Origin of the sequence: Nostoc punctiforme PCC 73102 (assembly GCF_000020025.1) — a bacterium.
Lineage (GTDB): Bacteria > Cyanobacteriota > Cyanobacteriia > Cyanobacteriales > Nostocaceae > Nostoc > Nostoc punctiforme.
Genome location: NC_010628.1, coordinates 5,582,123 through 5,603,846, shown reverse-complemented (window position 1 = coordinate 5,603,846; position 21,724 = coordinate 5,582,123). Strand labels below are relative to the sequence as shown.

The 21,724-nt window shown below is 40.7% G+C and carries 18 protein-coding genes and 1 pseudogene; 6 read left to right on the top strand and 13 right to left on the bottom strand.

Features of this window, described 5'->3' with window-relative positions; genetic code table 11:
* The first annotated feature begins 3 nt into the window (after nucleotides 1-3).
* From NPUN_RS22760 to NPUN_RS22740, 5 genes are all read left to right on the top strand, one after another.
* On the top strand, nucleotides 4-2,811 hold the full coding sequence (locus NPUN_RS22760; RefSeq protein ID WP_012410832.1) for a glycoside hydrolase family 10-like protein: 2,808 nt from the start codon (nucleotides 4-6) through the stop codon (nucleotides 2,809-2,811).
* A 435-nt stretch (nucleotides 2,812-3,246) separates the two neighbouring features.
* On the top strand, nucleotides 3,247-3,882 hold the full coding sequence (locus NPUN_RS22755) for a hypothetical protein (protein WP_012410831.1): 636 nt from the start codon (nucleotides 3,247-3,249) through the stop codon (nucleotides 3,880-3,882).
* Between the two features lie 3 nt (nucleotides 3,883-3,885).
* Nucleotides 3,886-5,106 carry an EAL domain-containing response regulator gene (locus NPUN_RS22750; RefSeq protein WP_012410830.1) on the top strand — a complete coding sequence of 407 codons (1,221 nt, stop codon included), beginning with the start codon at nucleotides 3,886-3,888 and terminating at the stop codon, nucleotides 5,104-5,106.
* A 256-nt stretch (nucleotides 5,107-5,362) separates the two neighbouring features.
* Nucleotides 5,363-6,706 (top strand): PQQ-dependent sugar dehydrogenase, encoded by a 1,344-nt coding sequence (locus NPUN_RS22745; RefSeq protein WP_012410829.1) that lies wholly within the window; start codon nucleotides 5,363-5,365, stop codon nucleotides 6,704-6,706.
* Between the two features lie 115 nt (nucleotides 6,707-6,821).
* Nucleotides 6,822-7,226, top strand: a complete 405-nt coding sequence (locus NPUN_RS22740; RefSeq protein ID WP_012410828.1) for a phosphomannose isomerase type II C-terminal cupin domain — start codon at nucleotides 6,822-6,824, stop codon at nucleotides 7,224-7,226.
* A 171-nt stretch (nucleotides 7,227-7,397) separates the two neighbouring features.
* On the opposite strand, the gene NPUN_RS22735 is transcribed toward NPUN_RS22740, so the two are convergent.
* From NPUN_RS22735 to dndC, 10 genes and pseudogenes are all read right to left on the bottom strand, one after another.
* Nucleotides 7,398-8,156, bottom strand: coding sequence for a HEAT repeat domain-containing protein (locus NPUN_RS22735; protein WP_012410827.1), 759 nt, complete (start codon nucleotides 8,154-8,156; stop codon nucleotides 7,398-7,400).
* Nucleotides 8,157-8,329: 173 nt separating this feature from the next.
* Nucleotides 8,330-8,836, bottom strand: a complete 507-nt coding sequence (locus NPUN_RS22730) for a GNAT family N-acetyltransferase (RefSeq protein ID WP_012410826.1) — start codon at nucleotides 8,834-8,836, stop codon at nucleotides 8,330-8,332.
* A gap of 44 nt (nucleotides 8,837-8,880) precedes the next feature.
* Nucleotides 8,881-9,072 carry a hypothetical protein gene (locus tag NPUN_RS22725; protein WP_012410825.1) on the bottom strand — a complete coding sequence of 64 codons (192 nt, stop codon included), beginning with the start codon at nucleotides 9,070-9,072 and terminating at the stop codon, nucleotides 8,881-8,883.
* Between the two features lie 159 nt (nucleotides 9,073-9,231).
* Nucleotides 9,232-9,642 carry a hypothetical protein gene (locus NPUN_RS22720; protein ID WP_012410824.1) on the bottom strand — a complete coding sequence of 137 codons (411 nt, stop codon included), beginning with the start codon at nucleotides 9,640-9,642 and terminating at the stop codon, nucleotides 9,232-9,234.
* An 11-nt stretch (nucleotides 9,643-9,653) separates the two neighbouring features.
* The gene (locus tag NPUN_RS22715) at nucleotides 9,654-10,928 is read right to left on the bottom strand and encodes an AmpG family muropeptide MFS transporter (protein WP_012410823.1); all 1,275 of its coding nucleotides are present in this window, start codon (nucleotides 10,926-10,928) and stop codon (nucleotides 9,654-9,656) included.
* A 143-nt stretch (nucleotides 10,929-11,071) separates the two neighbouring features.
* Nucleotides 11,072-12,529, bottom strand: a complete 1,458-nt coding sequence (locus NPUN_RS22710) for a DNA phosphorothioation-associated putative methyltransferase (RefSeq protein ID WP_012410822.1) — start codon at nucleotides 12,527-12,529, stop codon at nucleotides 11,072-11,074.
* Between the two features lie 65 nt (nucleotides 12,530-12,594).
* Nucleotides 12,595-12,981 (bottom strand): DNA sulfur modification protein DndE, encoded by a 387-nt coding sequence (dndE, locus tag NPUN_RS22705; RefSeq protein WP_012410821.1) that lies wholly within the window; start codon nucleotides 12,979-12,981, stop codon nucleotides 12,595-12,597.
* 57 nt (nucleotides 12,982-13,038) lie between these two features.
* Nucleotides 13,039-15,024 carry a DNA sulfur modification protein DndD gene (dndD, locus tag NPUN_RS22700; protein ID WP_012410820.1) on the bottom strand — a complete coding sequence of 662 codons (1,986 nt, stop codon included), beginning with the start codon at nucleotides 15,022-15,024 and terminating at the stop codon, nucleotides 13,039-13,041.
* Nucleotides 15,025-15,124: 100 nt separating this feature from the next.
* A pseudogene (gene tnpA, locus NPUN_RS22695) lies at nucleotides 15,125-15,538 on the bottom strand (IS200/IS605 family transposase).
* Nucleotides 15,539-15,687: 149 nt separating this feature from the next.
* Entirely contained in the window at nucleotides 15,688-17,313 is a 1,626-nt protein-coding gene (gene dndC / locus NPUN_RS22690; RefSeq protein ID WP_012410819.1) for a DNA phosphorothioation system sulfurtransferase DndC, read from the bottom strand.
* A 182-nt stretch (nucleotides 17,314-17,495) separates the two neighbouring features.
* Between dndC and NPUN_RS22685 the strand changes: the two genes are divergently transcribed.
* The gene (locus tag NPUN_RS22685; RefSeq protein WP_012410818.1) at nucleotides 17,496-19,094 is read left to right on the top strand and encodes a DGQHR domain-containing protein; all 1,599 of its coding nucleotides are present in this window, start codon (nucleotides 17,496-17,498) and stop codon (nucleotides 19,092-19,094) included.
* A 131-nt stretch (nucleotides 19,095-19,225) separates the two neighbouring features.
* Here the strand turns inward: NPUN_RS22685 and NPUN_RS22680 are convergent, their stop codons facing one another.
* The 3 genes from NPUN_RS22680 to NPUN_RS22670 all read right to left on the bottom strand — a co-directional run bounded on the left by NPUN_RS22680 (nucleotide 19,226) and on the right by NPUN_RS22670 (nucleotide 21,720).
* Complete coding sequence (locus NPUN_RS22680; protein ID WP_012410817.1) at nucleotides 19,226-20,176, bottom strand: hypothetical protein; 951 nt, start codon at nucleotides 20,174-20,176, stop codon at nucleotides 19,226-19,228.
* A gap of 19 nt (nucleotides 20,177-20,195) precedes the next feature.
* Nucleotides 20,196-21,197, bottom strand: coding sequence for a DGQHR domain-containing protein (locus NPUN_RS22675; RefSeq protein WP_167315654.1), 1,002 nt, complete (start codon nucleotides 21,195-21,197; stop codon nucleotides 20,196-20,198).
* Between the two features lie 64 nt (nucleotides 21,198-21,261).
* The gene (locus NPUN_RS22670; protein ID WP_012410815.1) at nucleotides 21,262-21,720 is read right to left on the bottom strand and encodes a DNA phosphorothioation-associated protein 4; all 459 of its coding nucleotides are present in this window, start codon (nucleotides 21,718-21,720) and stop codon (nucleotides 21,262-21,264) included.
* Nucleotides 21,721-21,724 lie beyond the last annotated feature (4 nt).

Sequence of the window (21,724 nt, the reverse complement as noted above, 5' to 3'; positions counted from 1 at the left end):
GTAGTGAAGAATCGGAAAGAGTTTCATGAAAAGGCAAATTCTCACATAAAGAAAGCCGGATTCTTCATTTTAAGTTTTAACTTTTTAATTTTAAATAATTTTAGTATTTTGCCAGTCACGGCGGCGACTGAAGAACCTGTATTGAGCGTAGTGCATAGCCAAGAAAATGCGAATCAATGGACAGGGATAACTGACCGCTTGCAGACGATCGGGGTGAAATATTGTGTAATTCCCCTAACAGATGTCAAGAGTGGTGCAGATTGGGGCGATCGCCGGATATTATTTTTGCCAAACATCGAGACATTAACACCAACCCAAGCGATCGCTCTTGAAGACTGGATGAGTAAGGGAGGGCGTTTAATTGCTAGCGGCCCCGTAGGTAGTTTGTCATCCCCAGGAGTGCGGCAGTTATTGCGATCGCTCTTGGGAGGTTATTGGGGATTCAGCCTTAGTGAAATAGAACAGATCAAGCCCACAAAAACCAAGATCCCAGAATGGGCAAATCAAACCGAACTCTTTGGCAAAATCCGCGGCGGCGTTGTGATTCCTAATGATATGGGCACTGAATCTCCTGCTGTTTGGAATTCCAAAGATAATCCAGCCGCAGTAGTGACAACTGAGCGTACTACCTTTTTGGGCTGGCGTTGGGGAACGGATACAGCCTCAGCAGCCGAGTTAGATAATGCCTGGTTAAAAGCTTCTATCAATCATTATTTAACAGCGCTAGCACCATCGAATCGGATGAAAAAAATAGCAGGAGGTTCCCCAAACTGCTCTACAACAGTAGCGGCTGCACCAAGGGGGCAGGGGGCAGGGGAGCAGGGGAGCAGAGGGGCAGAGGGACAGAGCAGTAGTTCATCTTCCTCATCCCTTCCTCCTAAAACTGCTACTGCTCCCATACCGAGAGCGCTTCCTATAGTTAAACCACCAAGTTCGCAAGAGGCTATTGATCAGCTAGAACAGGCGGTGCGTCTAGATGTTGCACCCAACTCCAATGAGCCGATTGACAACAATCAAGCGATCGCTCTCCAGCAAGAGCTAGAAAATCTCATTGGTCGGGTGGAAAGCGCTCATTTAGCGGTGTCAGCCAATGCGGTTAAGGAAGGCATCGGGATATCTGAGGGAAAACAGACCTCCAGACATCTGGAAACCTATACCCCCCAATCTGTCAAAGAGCAGCCAATACAATTGGCCTCAACTAAATTGGGGGGGCTAGCCACAAGCAAAGACCAAGCCTTGGCACAAGTCAGGGTAATTGCCAAAAACTTACCCCAATTGATTGCTCAAAAAAACTATGCTCTGGCTCGTCAGCAGTGGCTGGCAGCAAAGACAATTTTGTGGCAGCAGTTCCCAGTTGATCGGAGGTTGGCTCAACCAGAAATTCGGGCAGTTTGGTTGGATAGAGGGACGATTGTTCGTGCTGGTAGCAAGGCAGGACTAGCTCAAATTTTTGATCGCCTAGCCCAAACTGGAATTAATACTGTCTTCTTTGAAACTGTTAATGCTGGCTATACCATTTATCCAAGCCAAGTTGCAAAAGAGCAAAACCCCCTAATTCGTGGGTGGAACCCACTAGAAGATGCGGTGAAGTTGGCCCATGAGCGCGACATGGAATTACACGCTTGGGTTTGGACTTTTGCTGCTGGCAATCAACGGCATAATGAGATTATCAACGTTAGTCCAAATTATCCAGGGCCAGTACTGGCGGCTCATCCCGATTGGGCAAACTACGATAATCTTGGCAACATGATTCCCGTTGGCCAGACTAAGCCATTCTTTGACCCAGCCAACCCCGAAGTTCGACAATACTTACTCAAGCTATACGAGGAAATTGTTACTCGCTATGACGTGGATGGTTTACAGCTAGACTACATTCGCTACCCGTTTCAAGATCCATCAGCAGGTCGAATTTATGGCTATGGCAAAGCAGCAAGAGCGCAGTTTCAGCAACTTACTGGCATAGATCCAATCAATATTTCCCCCAGTCAACCAGAACTATGGCAAAAGTGGACGGCATTTCGCACTAAGCAAGTTGATAGCTTTGTTGCGAAAGTATCAGAGCAGTTGCGGCAAAAACGACCGAATTTGATTTTGTCGGTTGCTGTATTTCCTTTGCCAGAACAAGAGCGGATTCAGAAAATTCAACAAAACTGGGAAACTTGGGCAAGACGGGGAGATGTAGATTTAATCGTTCCCATGACTTATGCTCTGGATACTTCTCGCTTCCAACGACTAGCCCAACCCTGGATCGCCTCTAAACAATTGGGAGCTACATTGTTAGTGCCGGGAATTCGCTTACTTTCGTTACCAACAATCGGGGCATTCGATCAACTCCAGTTGGTAAGGGACTTACCAGTTAGTGGTTACGCACTCTTTGCCGCAGAGAATTTTAATAACGAGCTACAAAAACTTTTTATTAGTACCCAAGGTAAAGTTCAATCTACAAAAAGTGAACCGATTCCCCACCGCCAACCTTTTCAAACTGCCGCCATCCGTTACACTGCGCTGCAACGAGAATGGAAATTTGTTTTCCAAAATGACCCACAAGAAAGACCTGCCCGGACAATATCAGATTTTAACAACCAAGCAGAAGTTTTACGCAGTGCTTTAAATCAGCTTGCTGCTTCTCCTTCTCCTAGTAATTTACTAGTGGCAAAAGCCTCTCTAACTCGATTCCAGTCTCAATTTCGAGTATTGATGAGCCAAGAAATTAAGTCGAATTCCTATCAAGTCAAAGTTTGGGAAAATCGGCTTGTAACTATAGAAAGGCTATTGCGTTACGGCGAACGACGGGTGCAGTTGCACCCTTAGTAAAGAGGCAGGGCAATACTTTTCGGATAAACCCAACAATCTCTCTTTTGATCTGGGAAAGTTTAACGGTTAAGGGGTAAAGGTAAATAAATTTAAACCCTTTCCCCTCTCCCCCTTAACCGAAAAGTATTGAGAGGCTGGGGAGTTGGGGGAGATCAAAGGGACAAGGGGGAATTATTGAACAAGTTTCTTCTTTGTATCTTCCCAATTCACAACTAGCCGTATATAAGCCACTTTGTAATTCTTAAGACAATTTTTGCTGTGTTTATATCCCAAATATTACTACTTCTTTAGAACCAGAATATTGGAGAATACTTAATATAAGCAGCTTTAGATAACTATTTTTTGAAATCTAAAACTAGAGGGAACACCAGTATTAGTTCGTTTGAGGTAGGATATCAAATTCTCGTTAATAGACAATTAACCCGAGTACAAATGGTCACTAGTACGCGCTATAGTACTGACAGACACGACCAATCGACTCACCTCATTGGAGTTTCTGTGAATAGTACCTCCCGTGTAGTAGAAGTAGTATTGCGTGAGAGTGAAAGACGATTTCGCACCATCTTCAACGACACTTTCCAGTTTATCGGATTGCTAATCACAGAAGGTATGGTGCTAAAAGCGAACCAAACAGTACTTAACTTTACCAAACTACAACCACAAGATGTAGTTAGACGTTTATATTGGGAAATATGGTGGACGCTACTTGGAAATCTTCAACATCTGGAATATTTATTCTTCTCCAGCCCAGTAGTAATTTACATCTGCAAGAGTTCGGAATATTTTGCTAGTAAATTTATGAACGAAAATGTTCTCGCCATCACGGGTTATCAAGGGTGGGAAACAGTTGAATATCCTGGCTTTTGGGCTAGCTATTTCTATTCAGTATTGGAATCCTTCTATCGCGTCAGTAATGTCGATCATAGGCTAGCGACTCGATTAGCAATGGCAATTGTAAAAAAGTGTAAAGATATCTACAAAGGTAAAATTTTTTCACAACTACACCGGGATTTGATACAAAGTTTACTATTATTCTCTTATGAAATAATAAATAATAAATTGAGGTAAATTATGCCCAAAATTTTAATAATAGAAGACGAGGAAGCAGTCCGTGAAAACATTTTAGATTTGCTAGAAGCTGAGGATTTTGAAACTATTGCTGCCGCTAATGGTAGGATTGGTGTACATTTGGCTATCTGTGAAGTTCCTGACTTAATTCTCTGTGATATGATGATGCCAGAAATTGATGGTTATGGTGTTCTAACAGCGTTACGCCAAGATCCTTCAACGGCAACAATTCCCTTCATTTTTCTCACCGCCAAATCTGCCAAATCTGACTTCCGTCAAGGTATGGATATGGGGGCCGATGACTATATAACTAAGCCATTTAGTCGGGCTGAGTTATTAAGTGCCATCATGAATCGGTTGGAAAAATACGCTACTTTAAAAAAATATTTATCTACTCAGACTAGAATTAACAACTTGTCTCCCAAAATGCAGTTGTTAGAAATTTGCTTGCACCGAGCTATTAAACAACATAAATTTCAGGAATTTGAAATTTATTATCAACCAATAGTCGATATTGCTTCTGGGAAAATAGTAGCTGCTGAAAGTTTATTGCGCTGGCAAAGCCCAGAATTGGGGATAGTTTACCCAACAGAATTTATTCCGTTAGCAGAGTCTACAGGTTTAATTGTTCCAATCGGTAAATCGGTATTAAAAAGTGTATGTAAGCAAATAAAAATCTGGCGTGATACCGGAATTAATTCCTTGGTTGTTACTGTAAATTTATCAGCAATTGAATTTAACCAACCAGATTTTATTAATAAAATAGTCAATTTTATAACTATTAATAATGTGCAACCAGATGACTTAGAGCTAGAACTAACTGAAAGTATGATTATGCAAGACGTAAATAGTGCGATCGCTACTATGAGCAAATTGCAATCATTGGGTATCAAAATTGCGATCGATGATTTTGGTACAGGCTATTCTTCTCTAATTTATCTGAAAAACTTACCAATTAACACCTTAAAAATTGACCGTTATTTTATCCATAATGTTGCTAACGATACACAGAAATCAGCCATTACTAAAGCATTAATTCAAATGGGTCACAATCTCAATCTAAATGTAATCGCTGAAGGGGTAGAGACCGAAGCAGAACTTGCTTTTTTGCGCCAACAAAACTGTAATTCTATGCAAGGTTTTCTATTTAGTCCTCCATTACCAGCAGCAGAGTTTGAAAGTTTTTTATTGACTAACAAATGCTTATATCGTAATCTGATTTGATTTTTGAAATTATTTGCATAGGCAGGCAACAGTCAATAGGCAATAGGCAAGAAGGCTCTTTGAGCTATACTGAATTTTTTCAAGAATCAAATATGAGTCTTATATGTATGAATATTGGGCATTGCGAATTGGAGAGTAAATTATTTTTCCAGTACCTTAATGGAGTGACTAAGTAAGCAAAATCGGACTTTAGACTGGCGACAATTATTAAATCTCAAGTCTAAAGTAAGAAAATTGTGTCATAGTTTCTACCGTTATGAAAGTTTTTGCGCGTTTCTTGCTACCAGTTTTTTTACTGACTTTGGCAGCAGCGTGTAACCAGACTCGCGCTTCGTCAGATAATCCCACACCACAAATATCTGTACCTTCTGCCCAACTGACACAGAATCCTACACAGCTAAAAAATACTATCCGAACTGAAGCATTTTCACCTACGCCTATTCGTATCAATCTGAAGAATTTACCAGCACCCTTTGCAACAGAAAGTGCTTCCAAGCGGCCTGAAGTTGTGCCTATTCCTCAAAATCCGGTGTTGCGCGTACCAGCAGGCTTTACAGTTAATGTTTTTGCTGAAGGTTTAGATGCTCCACGCTGGCTAGCTTTAACTCCTAGTGGTGATGTCCTGGTGACTGAAACTGGCCAAAACCGCATTCGTTTGTTACGTGACAGCAACAGTGACGGCGTAGCTGATGTTCGGGAAACCTTTGCTAGTGGGGATAACGGACTCAATAGACCCTTTGGTATGGCTTTTGCAGATAATTCCTTTTTTCTGGGGAACACAGATGCCGTGGTGCGTTTTCCCTATACTCAAGGTCAAAACAAGATTACAGGTAAAGGAGAAAAAATCGCCGACTTGCCTTCTCAAGGTTATAACAACCATTGGACGCGCAATGTTGTTGTCTCGCCCGATCGCAATAAATTATATGTCTCAGTTGGTTCAGGAACCAATGTAGATGAAGAACCCCTACCACGGGCTTCGATACAGGTAATGAATTTAGATGGTTCCCAGCAACAAACTTTCGCTTCCGGCTTGCGTAACCCTGTTGGTTTGGATTTTCATCCTATAACTAAGGAACTTTACGCCACTGTCAACGAACGCGATGGAATCGGTGATGACTTGGTTCCAGACTATCTGACACGCGTTAAACAGGGGGCATTTTACGGCTGGCCTTATGCTTATCTGACACCAAATAACCTCGATCCGCGTCAAAAAACGGATGGCAAAAGCAAACGCCCCGAATTAGCAGCCCGTACCCAAACGCCAGATGTGCTGTTCCAAGCGCATTCAGCAGCATTGGGTTTGCAGTTTTATGATGGTAAGACGTTTCCAGAAAAATACCGTAACGGTGCTTTTGCTGCTTTTCGTGGTTCTTGGAATCGCGATCGCGGCACTGGTTATAAAATTGTATTTGTTCCCTTCGATGCTAAAGGGCGATCGCTTGGCTACTACGAAGACTTTCTCACAGGCTTTTTACTAAATCCTTCTGTACCAACCACTTGGGGAAGACCTGTAGGTTTACTCGTGCTGCCAGATGGCAGTTTACTACTAACAGAAGAAGCCAATAATCGGATTTATCGGATTCAGTATACGGGGGGATGAATAATTCCCTAGAGTAAAGTTAGAACACTTTTGACTGTATCTGCCTATCCAGGTTTATCCCGTTTACGATAAATTACAGAAAAATACTAGTAGTTATCTGGTTGAGAAATTGATTATGACTCCCAACGAAAATAATACTCAGTCAAATATCAACGAATTGCCTCCACATTCAGGCACACGATACTGGGGTGAGGTGGAGGTGATCGAGGAGGGAGATACCTATAGAATTAGCCGTGTTGAAATCAAGCCCAGACACGGCATTAAACCACAAATCCATTATCACCGCAACGAACATTGGGTTGTAGTCTCTGGTGTAGCTAAGGTGACTTGTGGCGATGCGGAAATATTACTGAATCGAAATGAGTCAACTTATGTTCCCGCAGCAACCCTACATAAGGTAGAAAATCCTGGGCACATACCGCTAGTTATTCTGGAAATTCAAAATGGTGAGTATTTGGGCGAAGATGATACTGAGCGCCCTTATGACTTAAATTTGGTCAAATCTGTAACTGAAGGTTAGTGAGTGCTGAGTTAGGAGTTGGGATTTAAGCGATTAATGCCCAATACAACTCTTGGAGAGGCTGTGCCTAAGCGTAGCTATGCCGCAGGCTTTACCGCTTCTTTACAGACGCTACGCGTTAGCGAAGCTTTCGCTTTAGGGATACGCTCAGTACAAGTGCCCAATGCCAAATCAAAACCACCCTTCTTGTTCGAGGGTTTCAATCAGCTGTAAGCCACGGGGATCGCCTACTCCTAACAGTGAGGCTTTCGCGTCTTCTCGGACACCCAAATCTTGGTCTTCGGCAAAGGCTTGAATTAGAGCATCGATCGCTGTGGCGTAAACTACATTAGAAGGTAGTTCGCGGCACAGTTGACCAATTGCCCAAGCACTGTTACTCCGCACGGCTGCCACGGGATCTTTGACTAAGGCTTCAATTAATGGTGGTATTGCCCCTATAACCGCTTCATAACCCACTTCTGCCATCTGTGCTAAGGCACTAGCAGCCCACAAACGCACTGCGGAAATGTCAGTTCTTAGGGCATCTGCTAGGGGTGGTAAAGAACGGCGATCGCGACAGTTTCCTAAAGCCCAAACAACGCCTTTACGCACATAGCCATTCCAATCACTCTTTAGTTGAGCAATTAATGGACTTACTGCTTCTGAACTGGGATTGCGTCCGAGTCCATAAGATGCGCTTACCCTGACTAAGGGACAGACATCACTTAACAGGCGAATCAAATGGGGTGTAGCACGTGCATCTTCAATATCACAAAAAGCACGCGCCGCTAACATTCTTTGCTGGGGCTGGGGATTTTCTAGGAGGGCTAGCATCACTTCGGGATCGGGCTTTACCACCTCTGATTCGGCAGTTAGCGGCTCTATTTTATCTAGGGGGCTTTCTAGCTCCTCCTCAATATCGAGTAGGCTTAGATCGTCTTCGTCATACATAATTTCATTTCAATCCCAAAAAGGGATTAATACATAATCCCCCGTACCAATAAGTTAAAACTTTATAAGTATTAGTTGCGTAATTATACACTTCACTTTCCCCTCGTTGAGTTTTATCCAAACGAGAACTGCTACAACTCAGACGCTAAAGTATTTTACGTCTATCCTCTAGTTTATTTTTCTGCACTCAGGAATTTTACCATCCACAGGGATTGGGTTTGATAACCTAACTGATTGTAAAGATTTAATGCGGGTTTGTTTGATTGAAACACTTGTAATCCTATCTGGCGATCGCCTCTTTGAATAGCCCAATTTTCCACATATCGCATCAAGGCTGTGCCAATACCTCGCCGCCGATGTTCTGGCACAACGTAGAGAATAAAGATGTGAGCATGACGATTACCCTGCACTTGATCTATGGCGTTACCCACCCAAAGGCAGGCGATGGAGGGATGGGGGGCAGAGGAGAGAAATTTTTTATTATTCCCTTGCTCCCCTGCTCCCCTGCTCCCCTGCTCCCCCTCCTCTTCTACCCACCACAAGGGCGTATCGCTGGAAAAGTATTGCTTAACTGTTTGCTCTAGGTGAGAAAAATCCTCATTGGGAAAAAGATCCTGGTAAGTTCGCTGCATGAATTTAAGCAGTAGCGCTCGATCCAATGTGGAACCACGGCGAATCATATACCCAGGTAGTAGTTGCTCAGACACTTCTGGCGTTTATTAACTTAGCTAGCTGAGTTTTGTGCTGTTGGTGGCAAATTAACAGGAGTGGGTTGAGAACTTATCCCCACCTCTTCAATTGGTGCGGGTGCTGCCATATCGGAGGGTAAAAAGATACGGGCGCTGACAGCGACTAGGGCAAAGACAAATACCAAAACTACAAGCAGTGGGGCGATGTATTGACGAAAAATAGCCATATTTTAATTGCAAAGAGAGCTACGAACTTTTATGAGAACTTAGCTGAAGATTTGTGAAGTATTCCTGATTTATTTTAGCGATTTTCTGTGCAAGAGAATGGAGAATGGGGCATTAGTTATTCTTTCTCCCCATCTCCCTTATCACCTGATTCCACAATACTATTGGCCGCGATCGCGCTCTAAGTCATCAAGCACTCTTTCGCAATACCAATTTTCCGGCATTCCAGGATAAGTTTCCTTTGCCTGTTCAATTAACCGTTCGGCAGCAGCAGTGTCACCGGATAATTTAGCGATTAGCCTGTTTTTGAGATAGCTATCAGATACACCATCGTCTACCTGGGCTGGTATCCCTTGATTTATAGTTGATGGCCGGGACTGATCTCTCCGCAATTGCCAAAATAAAACGTAATAAAGTGTACCAAAAATTAAAATTAGGCTGAGTGTTCCGAAAAAAGTTAGGAGGTTAAATGCTAGAAATCCTAGAACTAACTGTGAGAGAACATAGCCAAGTAATAAACCAGTGAGTAAGAGAATAAATGTGCCGACAGCAATAACTACTTGATTCCCCATATATCCTCTTGTTAGTCGTCTAATCCTGGTCTGGATAATACTACCACTGGCTTTGGATTCCAAGGTGCAAAGAATGGCAATAATAGTAATCCTGGCAAAGCAGCTATTGCTGTGAGTAAAAAGAATGTAGACCAGCCGGTGGCTTGCGCCCATGTACCTGCTGGAGCTGTGAGAATATCTCTACTAAAAGCTTGTAAACTCGAAAGTAAGGCGTACTGTGTAGCTGAAAAGCTTTGGTTACAAAGACTCATCAAAAATGCTACAAAAGCAGCAGTTTCTAAACCAGCACAGAATTGTTCTATATTAACGGCAGCTAACATTAGATAGAAGTTTTTACCGACTACTGCCAACGCAAAGAAAGCTAAGTTGCCGACAGCTTGCAGGATGGCAAATATCCAGAGCGATCGATTAACACCAATTTTGGTGATTATTGCTCCTGCTGCCAAAGTGCCAACAATAGTGGCGAAAATTCCCAATGCACCAGGAAATGCGATGTCGGTTTGAGTGAAATGTAAGCCTTTATCTAACAAAAATGGGGTGGATACATTCTTTAGTAAAGAATCTCCTAATTTGTAAATCACAATGAATATCAGGATTAAAAGTCCTTGTAACCAGCCATGACGCTGGAAAAATTCAATGAAGGGTAATTTGACGGCAGCTCCTAAAGTCTGAGGCGGGCGATCGCGTAGGACTGGTTCTGGTGCAAAAATAGAACTTACTAAGCCCACGAGCATCAACAGCGACATCAACAAGTAAACAGCTTGCCAAGGCATCCTATCTGCCAAAAATAGGGTGACATAACCGGTTACTAGAATGGCAACACGATAACCCAATAAGTAAATAGATGCTCCAGCACCTCTTTCTTCTACTTCCACGACATCAGTGCGGTAAGCATCAACTAAAATGTCTTGGCTGGCGCTAAAAAAGGCAACGGCTACAGCAGCAATTATTAAAGGTTGTAGCCCTTGGGATGGGTGTTGTAGAGCCATTACAGCTATACTTAACAGTAATGCTACTTGTGTAATTACCAGCCAACCTCTGCGTCGCCCCAAAAAAGGTGGTACAAATCTATCTAGTAAAGGCGACCAGAGAAATTTTAAAGAATAGGGCAGCTTTACTAAACTAAAAGCGGCGATCGCTGCCAAGCTAATTCCTTCTTTGGTCAACCAGGCTTGTAATGTCTGACTGGTTAAATATAACGGCAACCCTGATGAGAAGCCAAGAAATAACAAAGCTCCCATCTTCTGGCTGCCAAAAATTCGTAGCAGCGATTTATTTACTTGCACAATCTTGAAGATTCCTTTTTATTTAATTGAATTGCAGTTATCTTGCCATAACTGCTGTCTAATTTCGTGTAAACACACAAACCTGCTAAGATTTTCTTTATTTAAGATACATATCAGCAATACTTTAACAGTGTGATTATTCTTTAATTTTCCTTAATGGAATAAACTTGATGCCCCCTGATCTCTACTCTGTGTGCAGCAAGGCATTTTTCCCAACCTTCACGCGTACCAATGTCGCTTTTGCTATTGAGTAATCCTAATTGCTGTTCTTGTTGGGTGAGTTTAGCAAATTCTTCGTAGCGTGGGTAGTTGCTGGTAACAAATGTTTCCTTACGGTGCAAAATCGGCGGATTTGCTCTAGTTTCGTAGTCTCGATGAGTGACAAATAAGGTTTTTAAATCAATACCGATGCTGGCTTTTAACGCGGGATGAGGATCGGTATCGAATTCGGGGTAAGACAGATAGGAGATTTGCGGCTTATCGGTGTGATATTTAATTAATGTGGCTTCATCGACACGTCCAATAGTACGGCTAGCGCAACCTTCACAAATTCGTAGTACTGGGTCAAGTGCTGCTAGTGCGGAAACATGGACGTAAAGCGCACCACGCGTATGTTTACCAATTTTGCTTTTTTCACAAGCATTTTGAATCACCCCAGGTTTGCCTAAGCTGAAAAGCTTTTGATCGGCTACTTGACAAGCTTCTTCATAACTACTAAAAAAGGCTTTGATATCGTGACGCATTTCTGGCGCTAACTTTTGCCATGCAGGACGTTTATCAAAGTGAGTCAGGGCGAGATAAACTTGGATATCAAGAGAACGACGATAAGCGATCGCATCCCATTCAGCCTCATCAGTAGCTTGCAAAACTACACCAAAGGCGCGGCGGAAGTTACCAAATTCGCTCAGTAATTCCTGTTCATTTTCCAATTCGCCTTTCACAGGTAGTCTACCGCGCTTGGTAAAAAAAGCCATTAAGGGTTGCAGCTGTTCTTGATAGTCTTCAAACCGCTTGGTGGGAATGCGAACTCGCGGTGTAGAAGTCACAGAAAAGAAGCGGATAGCTTTGTAGCTTTCTTTTTCAGCTTCATCTCGAAAAACAAAGTAAACGCCTAGTGCGATCGGTACTGCATCTACATTTAAGACTTCATCAATATAAGTTTTGAGTTCTTGTTGTTCGTAATATTTCTGAAAAGTATTGCGGCGCGTCACAATGCCATCATTGTAAGCAAACTGGGTTTTGCTGGGAGCGTTAATCAGTATTTGAGCCGCGACAATTAAAACTTTCCCAGTGAGTTCCCAGGCTTGGATCAGGCTTTGACGGCGTTCTTCTGAGTCTTCAATAACGTTGAGGACGTAACCTAGATTGACTACATCGGCGGGGGTGCGTGGCACATCAGGATAGTAGTAAGGGTCCCAGCCTGCACTGGTGTAGCCTAAGTTTTTTACTCGCTGCACATCACCACCGTAGCCGCAACCGTAGTCAAAAAAAGTGGTGTCTTGATTGAGGATTGACCCTTCTATAGCCAATCGTACAGGGCGAGATATATCAATGCGAGCGATCGCAGCTCTATGACGCTCAATTTCTAGCGCTTCAGGCATAATATTAGTTGTCAGTTAACAGTGAACAGTGAACAGTGAACAGTTAACAGTCAACTAATATCCTTTCAATTTTTAACCGCTAGTTCAATTAAATCTTCAATTTTCTTGATATTTGGATCGCCTGCTAAATAGCCAATACCGCGATGCAAATGCAGGCGGAACTGGGTGGCGAGGGTTTCTTTGTCGGTGGGATAGCCGTCATTGTGACAGCGTTGCTTGAGGGCGAGAAGGAGTATATCAGACATTTCGCCACCAAAAACGCGCCAACTCATTTCGACGTTGCTATCCTGGGGAATTGGGACGGGGGAAGGTGTGGTTGCTTCCGCGAGGGAACGACAAAACGCCCAACGGCATAAAATATTCCATTGGTCGATTTTAGTGCTGCGCTTAAGTTTGGTAAGTTGATCTTTGGCTGTTTGGGAGAGTTTAATTCTTTCTATTGGTGATTCCATAAGTTTTTGATTAACGAACCGCAGAGGTACAGAGGAGACAGAGAAAAGAGGAGGGAGTTACCAAAAATATCCTGGTTGTATGGTAGTTTGGCGGGTGGTAGAGTCATATTTGAGCAGATATTCACGGGCGATCGCTTCATTTTCTCGCAGTGTTTCCACTTCTTTCTTGCCAATCTCCGTATCCGTAGATAGCAAAATTACTTGGTGACTGGCGGATGGAAAGTAACGTTCAACTAAATTACTGCGGTGAGAGGAGTCTAGTCTACCTAGTGGCGTATCGATTGCTACTGGTAGGCGGTGTCCAGAGACTTTGGCTAAACCCCAAAGGAATGCGATCGCAAGTAGTTGTTTTTCCCCAGCAGAGAGGCGATGTTTAGGTACAGGTTTACCATTTAAATCATAAAGCAAAAGGCTAAAGGTCTTGGTATCAATAGTGATACGATGCACTAAATCTGATTTGTGCAGGAGATAAAGGAAGCAATTTTTAACTTCCTCCTCTAATTTATTGAGTTTTCGCAGAGTTAATTTTTCCCGAAAAGTCTTGAGTGTTTCTTGAACTTTCGCTGCTGAGGTAATAATATGTTCGCTATTTTTATGTTTAATATTTTCTACGGTATAATCACTTAATTCTCTCTTTGACTTAGCAATAACAGTTTCTAATTCAGCTAAACGGCGGCGGATTGTTTCATAATTTGCTTTAGCTTCAACAACTTGATTTTGTGCCGTTTCTAATGCTTGACGCAGCTTTGTATAATCTTCTGGTGCTGCTGCTGTTTGCACTTGTCTTTCTAAAGTATGAATTTCTTCTCCTTTATTTTTGAGAATAGCTAATTTCTCTTTTGCAGAAATTTTAGAATTTTGTAAATGATATATAAGGTTATCTAGCTGACTTAAACTTTCATCATCGGCTAATAGCCAAGCTGCTTCTATCTGGATAGTCTTTGCATATAAACTATCTACATCTTGGATTAAAAATGATTGGATTTTTTCAACTTGTATCGGAGAAATTTCTACTTGATTTAGCCAAGCGAGTAAGCGCTGATCTCGTTTAAGTAACAAATCCTTGGAGATTTGTACCTGTTGATGGCGAAATTCTTTTTCGCCCTGTGTCTGCACCTGATTAAGCAAATTGGGAATTAATGCCAAAGGTAAAACATCAGCCGCCAATTCACACATTGACTGACGTACTTGTTCAATTTCCGCAGTTTTTGTATCCTGTTGTAGTTCTAGCTGATTGCGTTCTGCAGCAATCTTCCCACCTTCAGAAATGAATTTATCAAAGGCTTCTTGCTGCTTTTGTTCTAACTCTTCTACCTGATTTTTGAGAGTTTCTAATTTTTCTCCTGTTGTTTGATAATCTTCTTGCTGTTGGGTTAACCTAGTTTCAATTTCTTCTAGGTTTGCTAAATCTTTACTATTACCAACTTCTTTCAGTTTACGGTTAACTAAGATATCTAAATCAACTGCTAAACGATCTGCTAACTCTAAACCTAAAAGTCCGCGAATTGCGTCTACTACAACTGGTGGTGGTGTTTCCTGTTCTGCGAGTTCTTTAACTTGTTCACCATCAAAGAGAAATAAGTTAGAAATTCCTAATGGCAGGAGATTTTCAATATATTCATCCCAGATATTAACTAAAGCATCGGGCCATGTATCACTGTCACCTAAAATACCTAATGTATCTTTACCATCTTTAGGATTTTTTGTCCAACTACGCACAACACGGTATTTTATTGGTTTATCGTTTTCAATATGTTCAAAAAGTAATTCAATCCGGGTGTCTGCAACTGGATCAATTTTGTTGTTAACACATTGGTTGAGAAAATCGCTATAACTTAAATTACCACGGGTAGAACATTGGGCACGAGCGCCATAAAGAGCGAGACGAATGGCATCCATAAGGGTAGTTTTTCCGCCGCCATTCATCCCACCTAAGAGAATAATTGGGTGTGAGGTTTCCTCATCAATTTTTGGGTTAAGGTTGATTACTTGTTTTCCGCTATACGGGCCAAAGTTTTGTAGAACGAGTTCAAGAAATATCATTAGTTTTTAAGCAAGGTTTATAAGATACCGGGCGAATGGAATTCGCAGCTACACAGGCAAAGTCCGCCTCCGCGGACTAAATTCATACATAGTTGTTCATTTACTTGGGAGTCAGTTCCCAGGTGGGAATGATTGATTTTTGGCTATGGTGGGTGGGTTGGTTTCTGATGTAATTGGCTACACTGTCGATGGCATCATGACTAACTGTAAATGCTGCGTAGCTACCTTGCCATTTGAAAAACTCACCCGGTTTGATTTCGTGGGTGATGAAATGCGAAGAACTTCCCTTAATTTGTTTAACCCATTCAGAGACACTGATGGTTGATGGAAAACCTGTCAGGAAATGCACATGATCTTCAATCCCACCAATTGCAATGATGGTACATTTTAACTCCTCAGATTCGCGGATAATTGCGCCGTAAACTTCCTTTTGAATATCAGGCGTAATTAAGGGTAATCTATCCTATGTCGCCCAAACATAATGTAGATACAATTGCGTAAAATTTGCTCTCATTTTCTTTAACCCGCACAGGCGGGTTTCGTCTGTGTAGCCACGATTTCCAATCGCCGGGAATTAAACTTATTTGTCTTCAACCCACGGAGGTGGGTTTCGTCTGTGTAGCCGCGAATTCCATTCGCCCGGTCTTTTATTCACTCGGTCTTCTATTCTTCTGAATTTTCCTTTTTAAATTTCATACTTGCCCAAGTTACCTCTTCATCACTTTCACTTTGACCTTCATCTACTTCATTGATTGCTGCAACATCGCCTAAAGTCATCTGCTTGACTTTTGCAACGTCACCTTGACTAACTGCTTCGCTTAATTCGCGTTTCAAACGAGCATTTTTAATCGCATCTTCTGGAGAACGGGAACTCGTATTAAAGCATTTTTCTAAAGTTTCATATATTCCCACACGACGAGTCTTTTTGCGATACTGGCGTTCTGTATCTAACAATTTCGCCATGAGTTCCAAGTGCATCGCGTCACCTTCACAGATTTCTTCTAATACTATCCATTCATCACGACCTAGTAGGCTATAGTCAGCGCCAGGACGAGGATCTTGAAATTCTTCTCCAGTCACTTCTTGATAAATCCGGGGTAAGCTATCATCAAATTCGTGTTTATCTTCTAGCCAAATGCGGCGAATTTCGCTCATTTCTTCTAGAGTAATTAGAGTGATGTCGCGCATATTTTCTGGCGCTGTCCGACGTGTTTTTATTTGCGCTTCTAATAATCGTTTAAGCCAATATTCGCGCCAATATTTTGTATAAGGCCCAGGTATTGGATCAACAGATATCTTCCCATCTTTGTTACGCTCAAAAAGTTGTACCTCACCCCAAATTCTTCTAAAATCTCTTTTGTCTCGGTCATCTTTAATATCTAGCTCGTTACGGATATCTAATAATGGCTGCATCCATTCTTTTTCTTCATCATTTTGGATCATTGCTTCCATTGATTTATCTTTACTCACTAGTGTGCAAACCCAACAGCCAAATCGGGAATCACCACAGCTAGGAGTAGAAGTATCAACAACTAGTGGACATTCATTATCAGCTGTTGCACCTCGATACATCGTGAATAATTCTTTATTGCTTTGTCCCCAAGGATTATTCCACTGATTTAGATATATCCAGACATCGTTATTACTCCAATCTTCAATAGGGGTATAGATTAAGGAGTTGGGTAAGCTGGCATTAGGACTCAGGCGATCTCGTACTCTATCAACCTGATGCTTTTTCATTGTGGCGGCACGTTTTGAGCTTTCTGCTTTGCGAGTACCCAATACAAGAATTGTTTCACCGTTAGCTCTAACTATTTCACGGATGAATTGATTAGCAGGATTAATTTTTAAACGTGGTGTACACCAGCGAAACTGGTTACGAGGTGCTGGATATCCTTTACCAATAAGATTTACCCAAAATGTGTCTTGAATTACTGGTTGTAGTAAATGTGGATCGATTGGCATCCCCTGTTCTTTTGCAGCTATCTTGAGATTCTGCAAGGATTTGCGAACCCAAGCAGACACTACAGGATTTTCTACCTGAGTATCGGTTGTAATTACATAAACCGTTTTAGTTCTTTTTTCTGGAGGAAGAGCAGCGATCGCATTCCACACAAGCTGCAATACTGTGCTAGAGTCTTTTCCCCAAGACACACCTAAAACCCAAGGTATCTGATCCAAACAATACAATTCTTGAATTTCAGTAGTGAGAGCTTTGATATCTTCCACTAACTCTGCTACAGTACGTGTCTGCTGACCTTTATTTTCTGTTTGTTGTGCTGTAGTCATTTCTCCTTCTCTCTGGAAACACTGGCTTAATATTCGGGCGAATAGGGCGAATAGAATTCGCGGCTATACAGACAAAACCCACCTCCGTGGTTTGAAAAAACAGTTTTTAAAAACTTTACTACTAATATCCAGTTTTTTGGATAATTGAACTACATAATACTATTCTATTTTTAAAATTTAACATGAAAGACAGTGCATCCGACCCAACTGCTGACATCGCTAGAGAATACCTGGAACGAGAAAACAAGGAAAAGCAGGTACTAGCTTTACTCCTAGAGAAGTTTTTAGGGAGAAAAGATCAGATTCTCGTTCAAAAAACCGAGATGGGTGGTACTGAGGCTTATGTTAGCTCTGTTACATTGGAATGGTTTGCAGGTCGGGTTCACTTCGCCTCTGGCTTACCTCTATTTCAGAAAAAGTATAATCCTGAAACTGATAATGTCGAAATTGATGCAGATAGTATTGATGAAATTCAGCAGCGTCCCCTTGATTGGTCACGTCAAGCACCGCTAGTCCAGTATTTAGCGGCTAGAGACAATCATAAGTTCCCGCCGGTGCTGGTGGTGATTAATCAACCGTGGGTGGATAATCCCAAAGCTGCTGAGTGGGATAGCGAAGGACGCGCCACCAAGTCTACGACTGATTTTATACCCCTAGATAAAGACGGTAAGGTAGGTCTGCTAAATATTTCTGAGGATGATGTAACCATTTATGCACTAGATGGACAACATCGACTGATGGGAGTTCAGGGGTTGATGGAGTTAATCAAAACTCGTAAACTCCAGCGCTATAAAAAAGATAAAGGTGTTGATGACAGTTTTATTACAGTCAATGATTTGATAGAAAAGTACCAAGTAGACCTTGCTTACTTGCAAAATTTACCCAAGGAAAAAATTGGTATTGAGTTCATCTGTGCGGTAGCGGCTGGGGAAACTCGCACCCAGGCGAGGCGGAGGGTAAGATCGATTTTTGTTCATGTCAACCTGATGGCTGCACCATTGACTAAAGGGCAACTAACACAGTTGAATGAAGATGATGGTTTTGCGATCGTCGCTAGAAAAATTGCAGTTACACATCCACTATTAGAACAGCAACAAGAACGCAAACCTCGTGTTAATTGGAATAGTGCAACAGTAGCTTCCAATTCTACAGTTTTGACGACTTTGCAAGCTCTGCAAGATATGTCTGAGCGATATTTGGCTCAAAAGTTCCCCCACTGGAAACCCTTGGAGAAAGGTCTAATTCCAATGCGTCCAGAGGATGAAGAACTTGAGCAGGGGATTCAGGAATTTAGCAAGCTATTTGATAATTTGGCTAGTCTTTCCAGTTATAAAATTTTAGAACACGAGGATACACCAGCTTTACGGCGATTCAGTTTTGAGAAGGATGGAGGTGAAGGAAATATGCTTTTCCGTCCGGTTGCTCAAGTTGCATTAGCGCAAGCTTTGGGAATTTTGGTATTTAAAAAAGGTTTTTCTCTAGCAGATATTTTTAAGAAGCTACGGAAGTTTGACCAGCAAGGCGGCTTTAGCGGTATGGAATATCCCCAATCTCTCTGGTATGGGATTTTATATGACCCAAATAAAAAGCGGGTGCAGGTTGCTGGGCGAGATTTAGCGGCGAAGTTATTGGTTTACATCCTGGGTGGAATTCAGGAACAGATGGAACGTGCTGAACTTCGTAAGGCTTTAGCAGATGCTAGGACTGTGGAAGATAAAACTATAGGTTTTGATGGTAAGTTTGTTGAACCGAAAGCAGTAGGACTTCCAACTGTCTTGTAATTCCGAGCGGTCACTTGTCCATAGTTAAACCATGCCTCGTTATCATCCTTCTCAAGTTGAAAGAGGCTAAATGAGGTGTAAATTTTATCTATACTGTTCACTTAAAATACTCTTCTCAAATTAACTTATTGTCAGATAATAATATTATTCTCATCGATCCAATTAAGGAAACAGTCCTTAACTGGTGTATCATCTTTAAGATTATTTAACATACTTGCACGTTCCAAATATAAATCTTTTCTAATAGTTTCTAAATGACTACTTATGCCTAAAATCTCGTGAAGAATATCAAATAATAACTTAATTCTTAAGGAAGCAATATATTCTAATTTTAAGAATTCGTCTTCTGTCCAAGATGTTTCAAAAATATTAGGCTGCATTTTGAGCGCAAAATCTTCAAGCTCGTTTGTAGGCAGTAAATATTCAATAAAATCCTCTAATAAAAAAGCAGTATCATAATTGGCACGATGCCTAATTTCTAAAATAGCAAACTGGTTATCTATGTCATATTGGTAAAGTTCATTGTAAGATGATATTTTATATCTATAATTTTTGTACACATTATAATACTGTCGCCATACATCTTCATGAGGTTTGTAGTTTCTCATTTCAAAAATGAATTTACCTGCTGCAAAATCTTCAGTATATACATGAAATACTGTCTCTTTTTCTTTGCCAATATTTGTTAAAAGTTTAGGTCTAGAGAATGCATTACCTTGAATATTAAGCAATCCATTAATACAATAAAATTGTGCATAATATAAAGTAACACAAGCCCATGACCACAGACCTTTAGAAACTAATTTTTTATATATTGACCAATTATAAAGAGCTTTACTAAATTGAAGGTTTGCTTCATTCAGCAAAACTGATTTTAATTCTTGATCTACAAAACTGTATACTTTGTCTGATCCATCATATTTTGTGATTTTATCTTTTAAATATACTTTAATACAATATTGCCTATTATAAATCTTGATTTGATCATAAATTATAGCTTTTAAAAGAGGAACATCAAAATTTCTATCACTCAATCCTGGCCTAGTTTTTTTATTAAATGTAGTACTAATATCGTTGAGCATTGAATTAATTCTACATCTCCTATATTTTGATATCAGATGTATCTGAGATTTCAGGAAGCATTTTGTTTAAATCAGCCGTAATCTTTTGAATCGCAACCTTGTTTGTACTTTTACCTAAATTGGCACTACTAAAATCAAATTTCTGGAGATTGAAAATTTGTTTTATTATATTTTCAACAGTAAAATCTTTACTACATAGGCTATGAACCTTGGGAAAAATTCCACACATTGCAGATAGACCAACTGCTTTTGTTAAAACGTATTTACTACTGCCCCATTCTTCAGAAAAAACCGCTTTAAAAGCATTAAAATAATTAACTAATATGGCATATTGTAGATTTTCATTATAAGGTGATAAAACACCTCCATTAGAATCAATAAGTATTTCAATATTTCTTGCAAATGCAGCTTGAGAAACCAATCCCTTCCCAATACCTAACATCTTTATTTCATTATACCAAGGAGACTCAGGATCTTGATTTAGCTGTTTCACTAAACTATGTGTTCGTTTTTCTTTAAAATCAGCATCCTTAATTAAGGGTAATAAATCATAAATAACCGATGGATTAATTCCCTTTTGCTCATTGTTAATAGTAATAAATATTTTGGCTTGGCTTTCTATGCCTATATTTATGAATCCTGTGCATAGAAGATTCAGTCTTTTTTCAGTATAATTAAATCCAAACAGTCTATGCTGACCATCAACGACCCAAGCCGAATTTTCTCTATCTGGGAATTTAAGTATACCAGTTAAACTTTCAGTATTAGGAGGAATATACTCTGTCTCTTCTGGCAAATTGAGGATTATATTATTTGCAATAACAGCATCAATAGAATTAATAAATTTAGCAACTTCTTTACATCTTCTCTCACTTAATGGTCTCTGAACACCCGTCTTATTCCTTTCTTCCATAGAGACATAGGCAATTCGTAGCAAAGTTTCGGTATCACATATAAACGTATAAAATTTACCCCCAGGATGATTAATTTCCCATGCAGGTAGTTGAATATAATTTGTCACCGCATATTCTCCAATCATTGTATGATACATTTATCGTAGTTACAACTTAGCAAATGTTTAAATGTTAGAGTAATTTAGTTAAATCAAACTCTTCTTCTATTGAACTATCATCAAATCTTTTAGAAATTAAAATTAATAGTATTCTCTCTGAATAGTCTACTGCTCCGCGTAGTTCATTTTGTATAATTCCTAAACCACCGTTAGCATACTCTTCAAAAATGTGAATACGTTGCTCATCAGCAACATTATCATCGTCTAAAATCTTAATGTTTTCTGTTTCAGTGATAGCTAACAAATTAATCAACAGAGTGAAGCTGCTAGTAAAATAATCTTGTCGCAGTGGGGATAAATCTTTAGAAATTACGTCTAAAGGAATGCGCTTTTTATATTTAACGCCTAAGGCTGCTGCAAACACCATTACTTCTACATAAGTTTGAAAAGGCCCAGTTGTGTCTTTTGATGCTACTAGAGATTTCACTAACTCAGCCTTATCTTTAGCAACCCTGATTCTATTTGCAGCCATGATA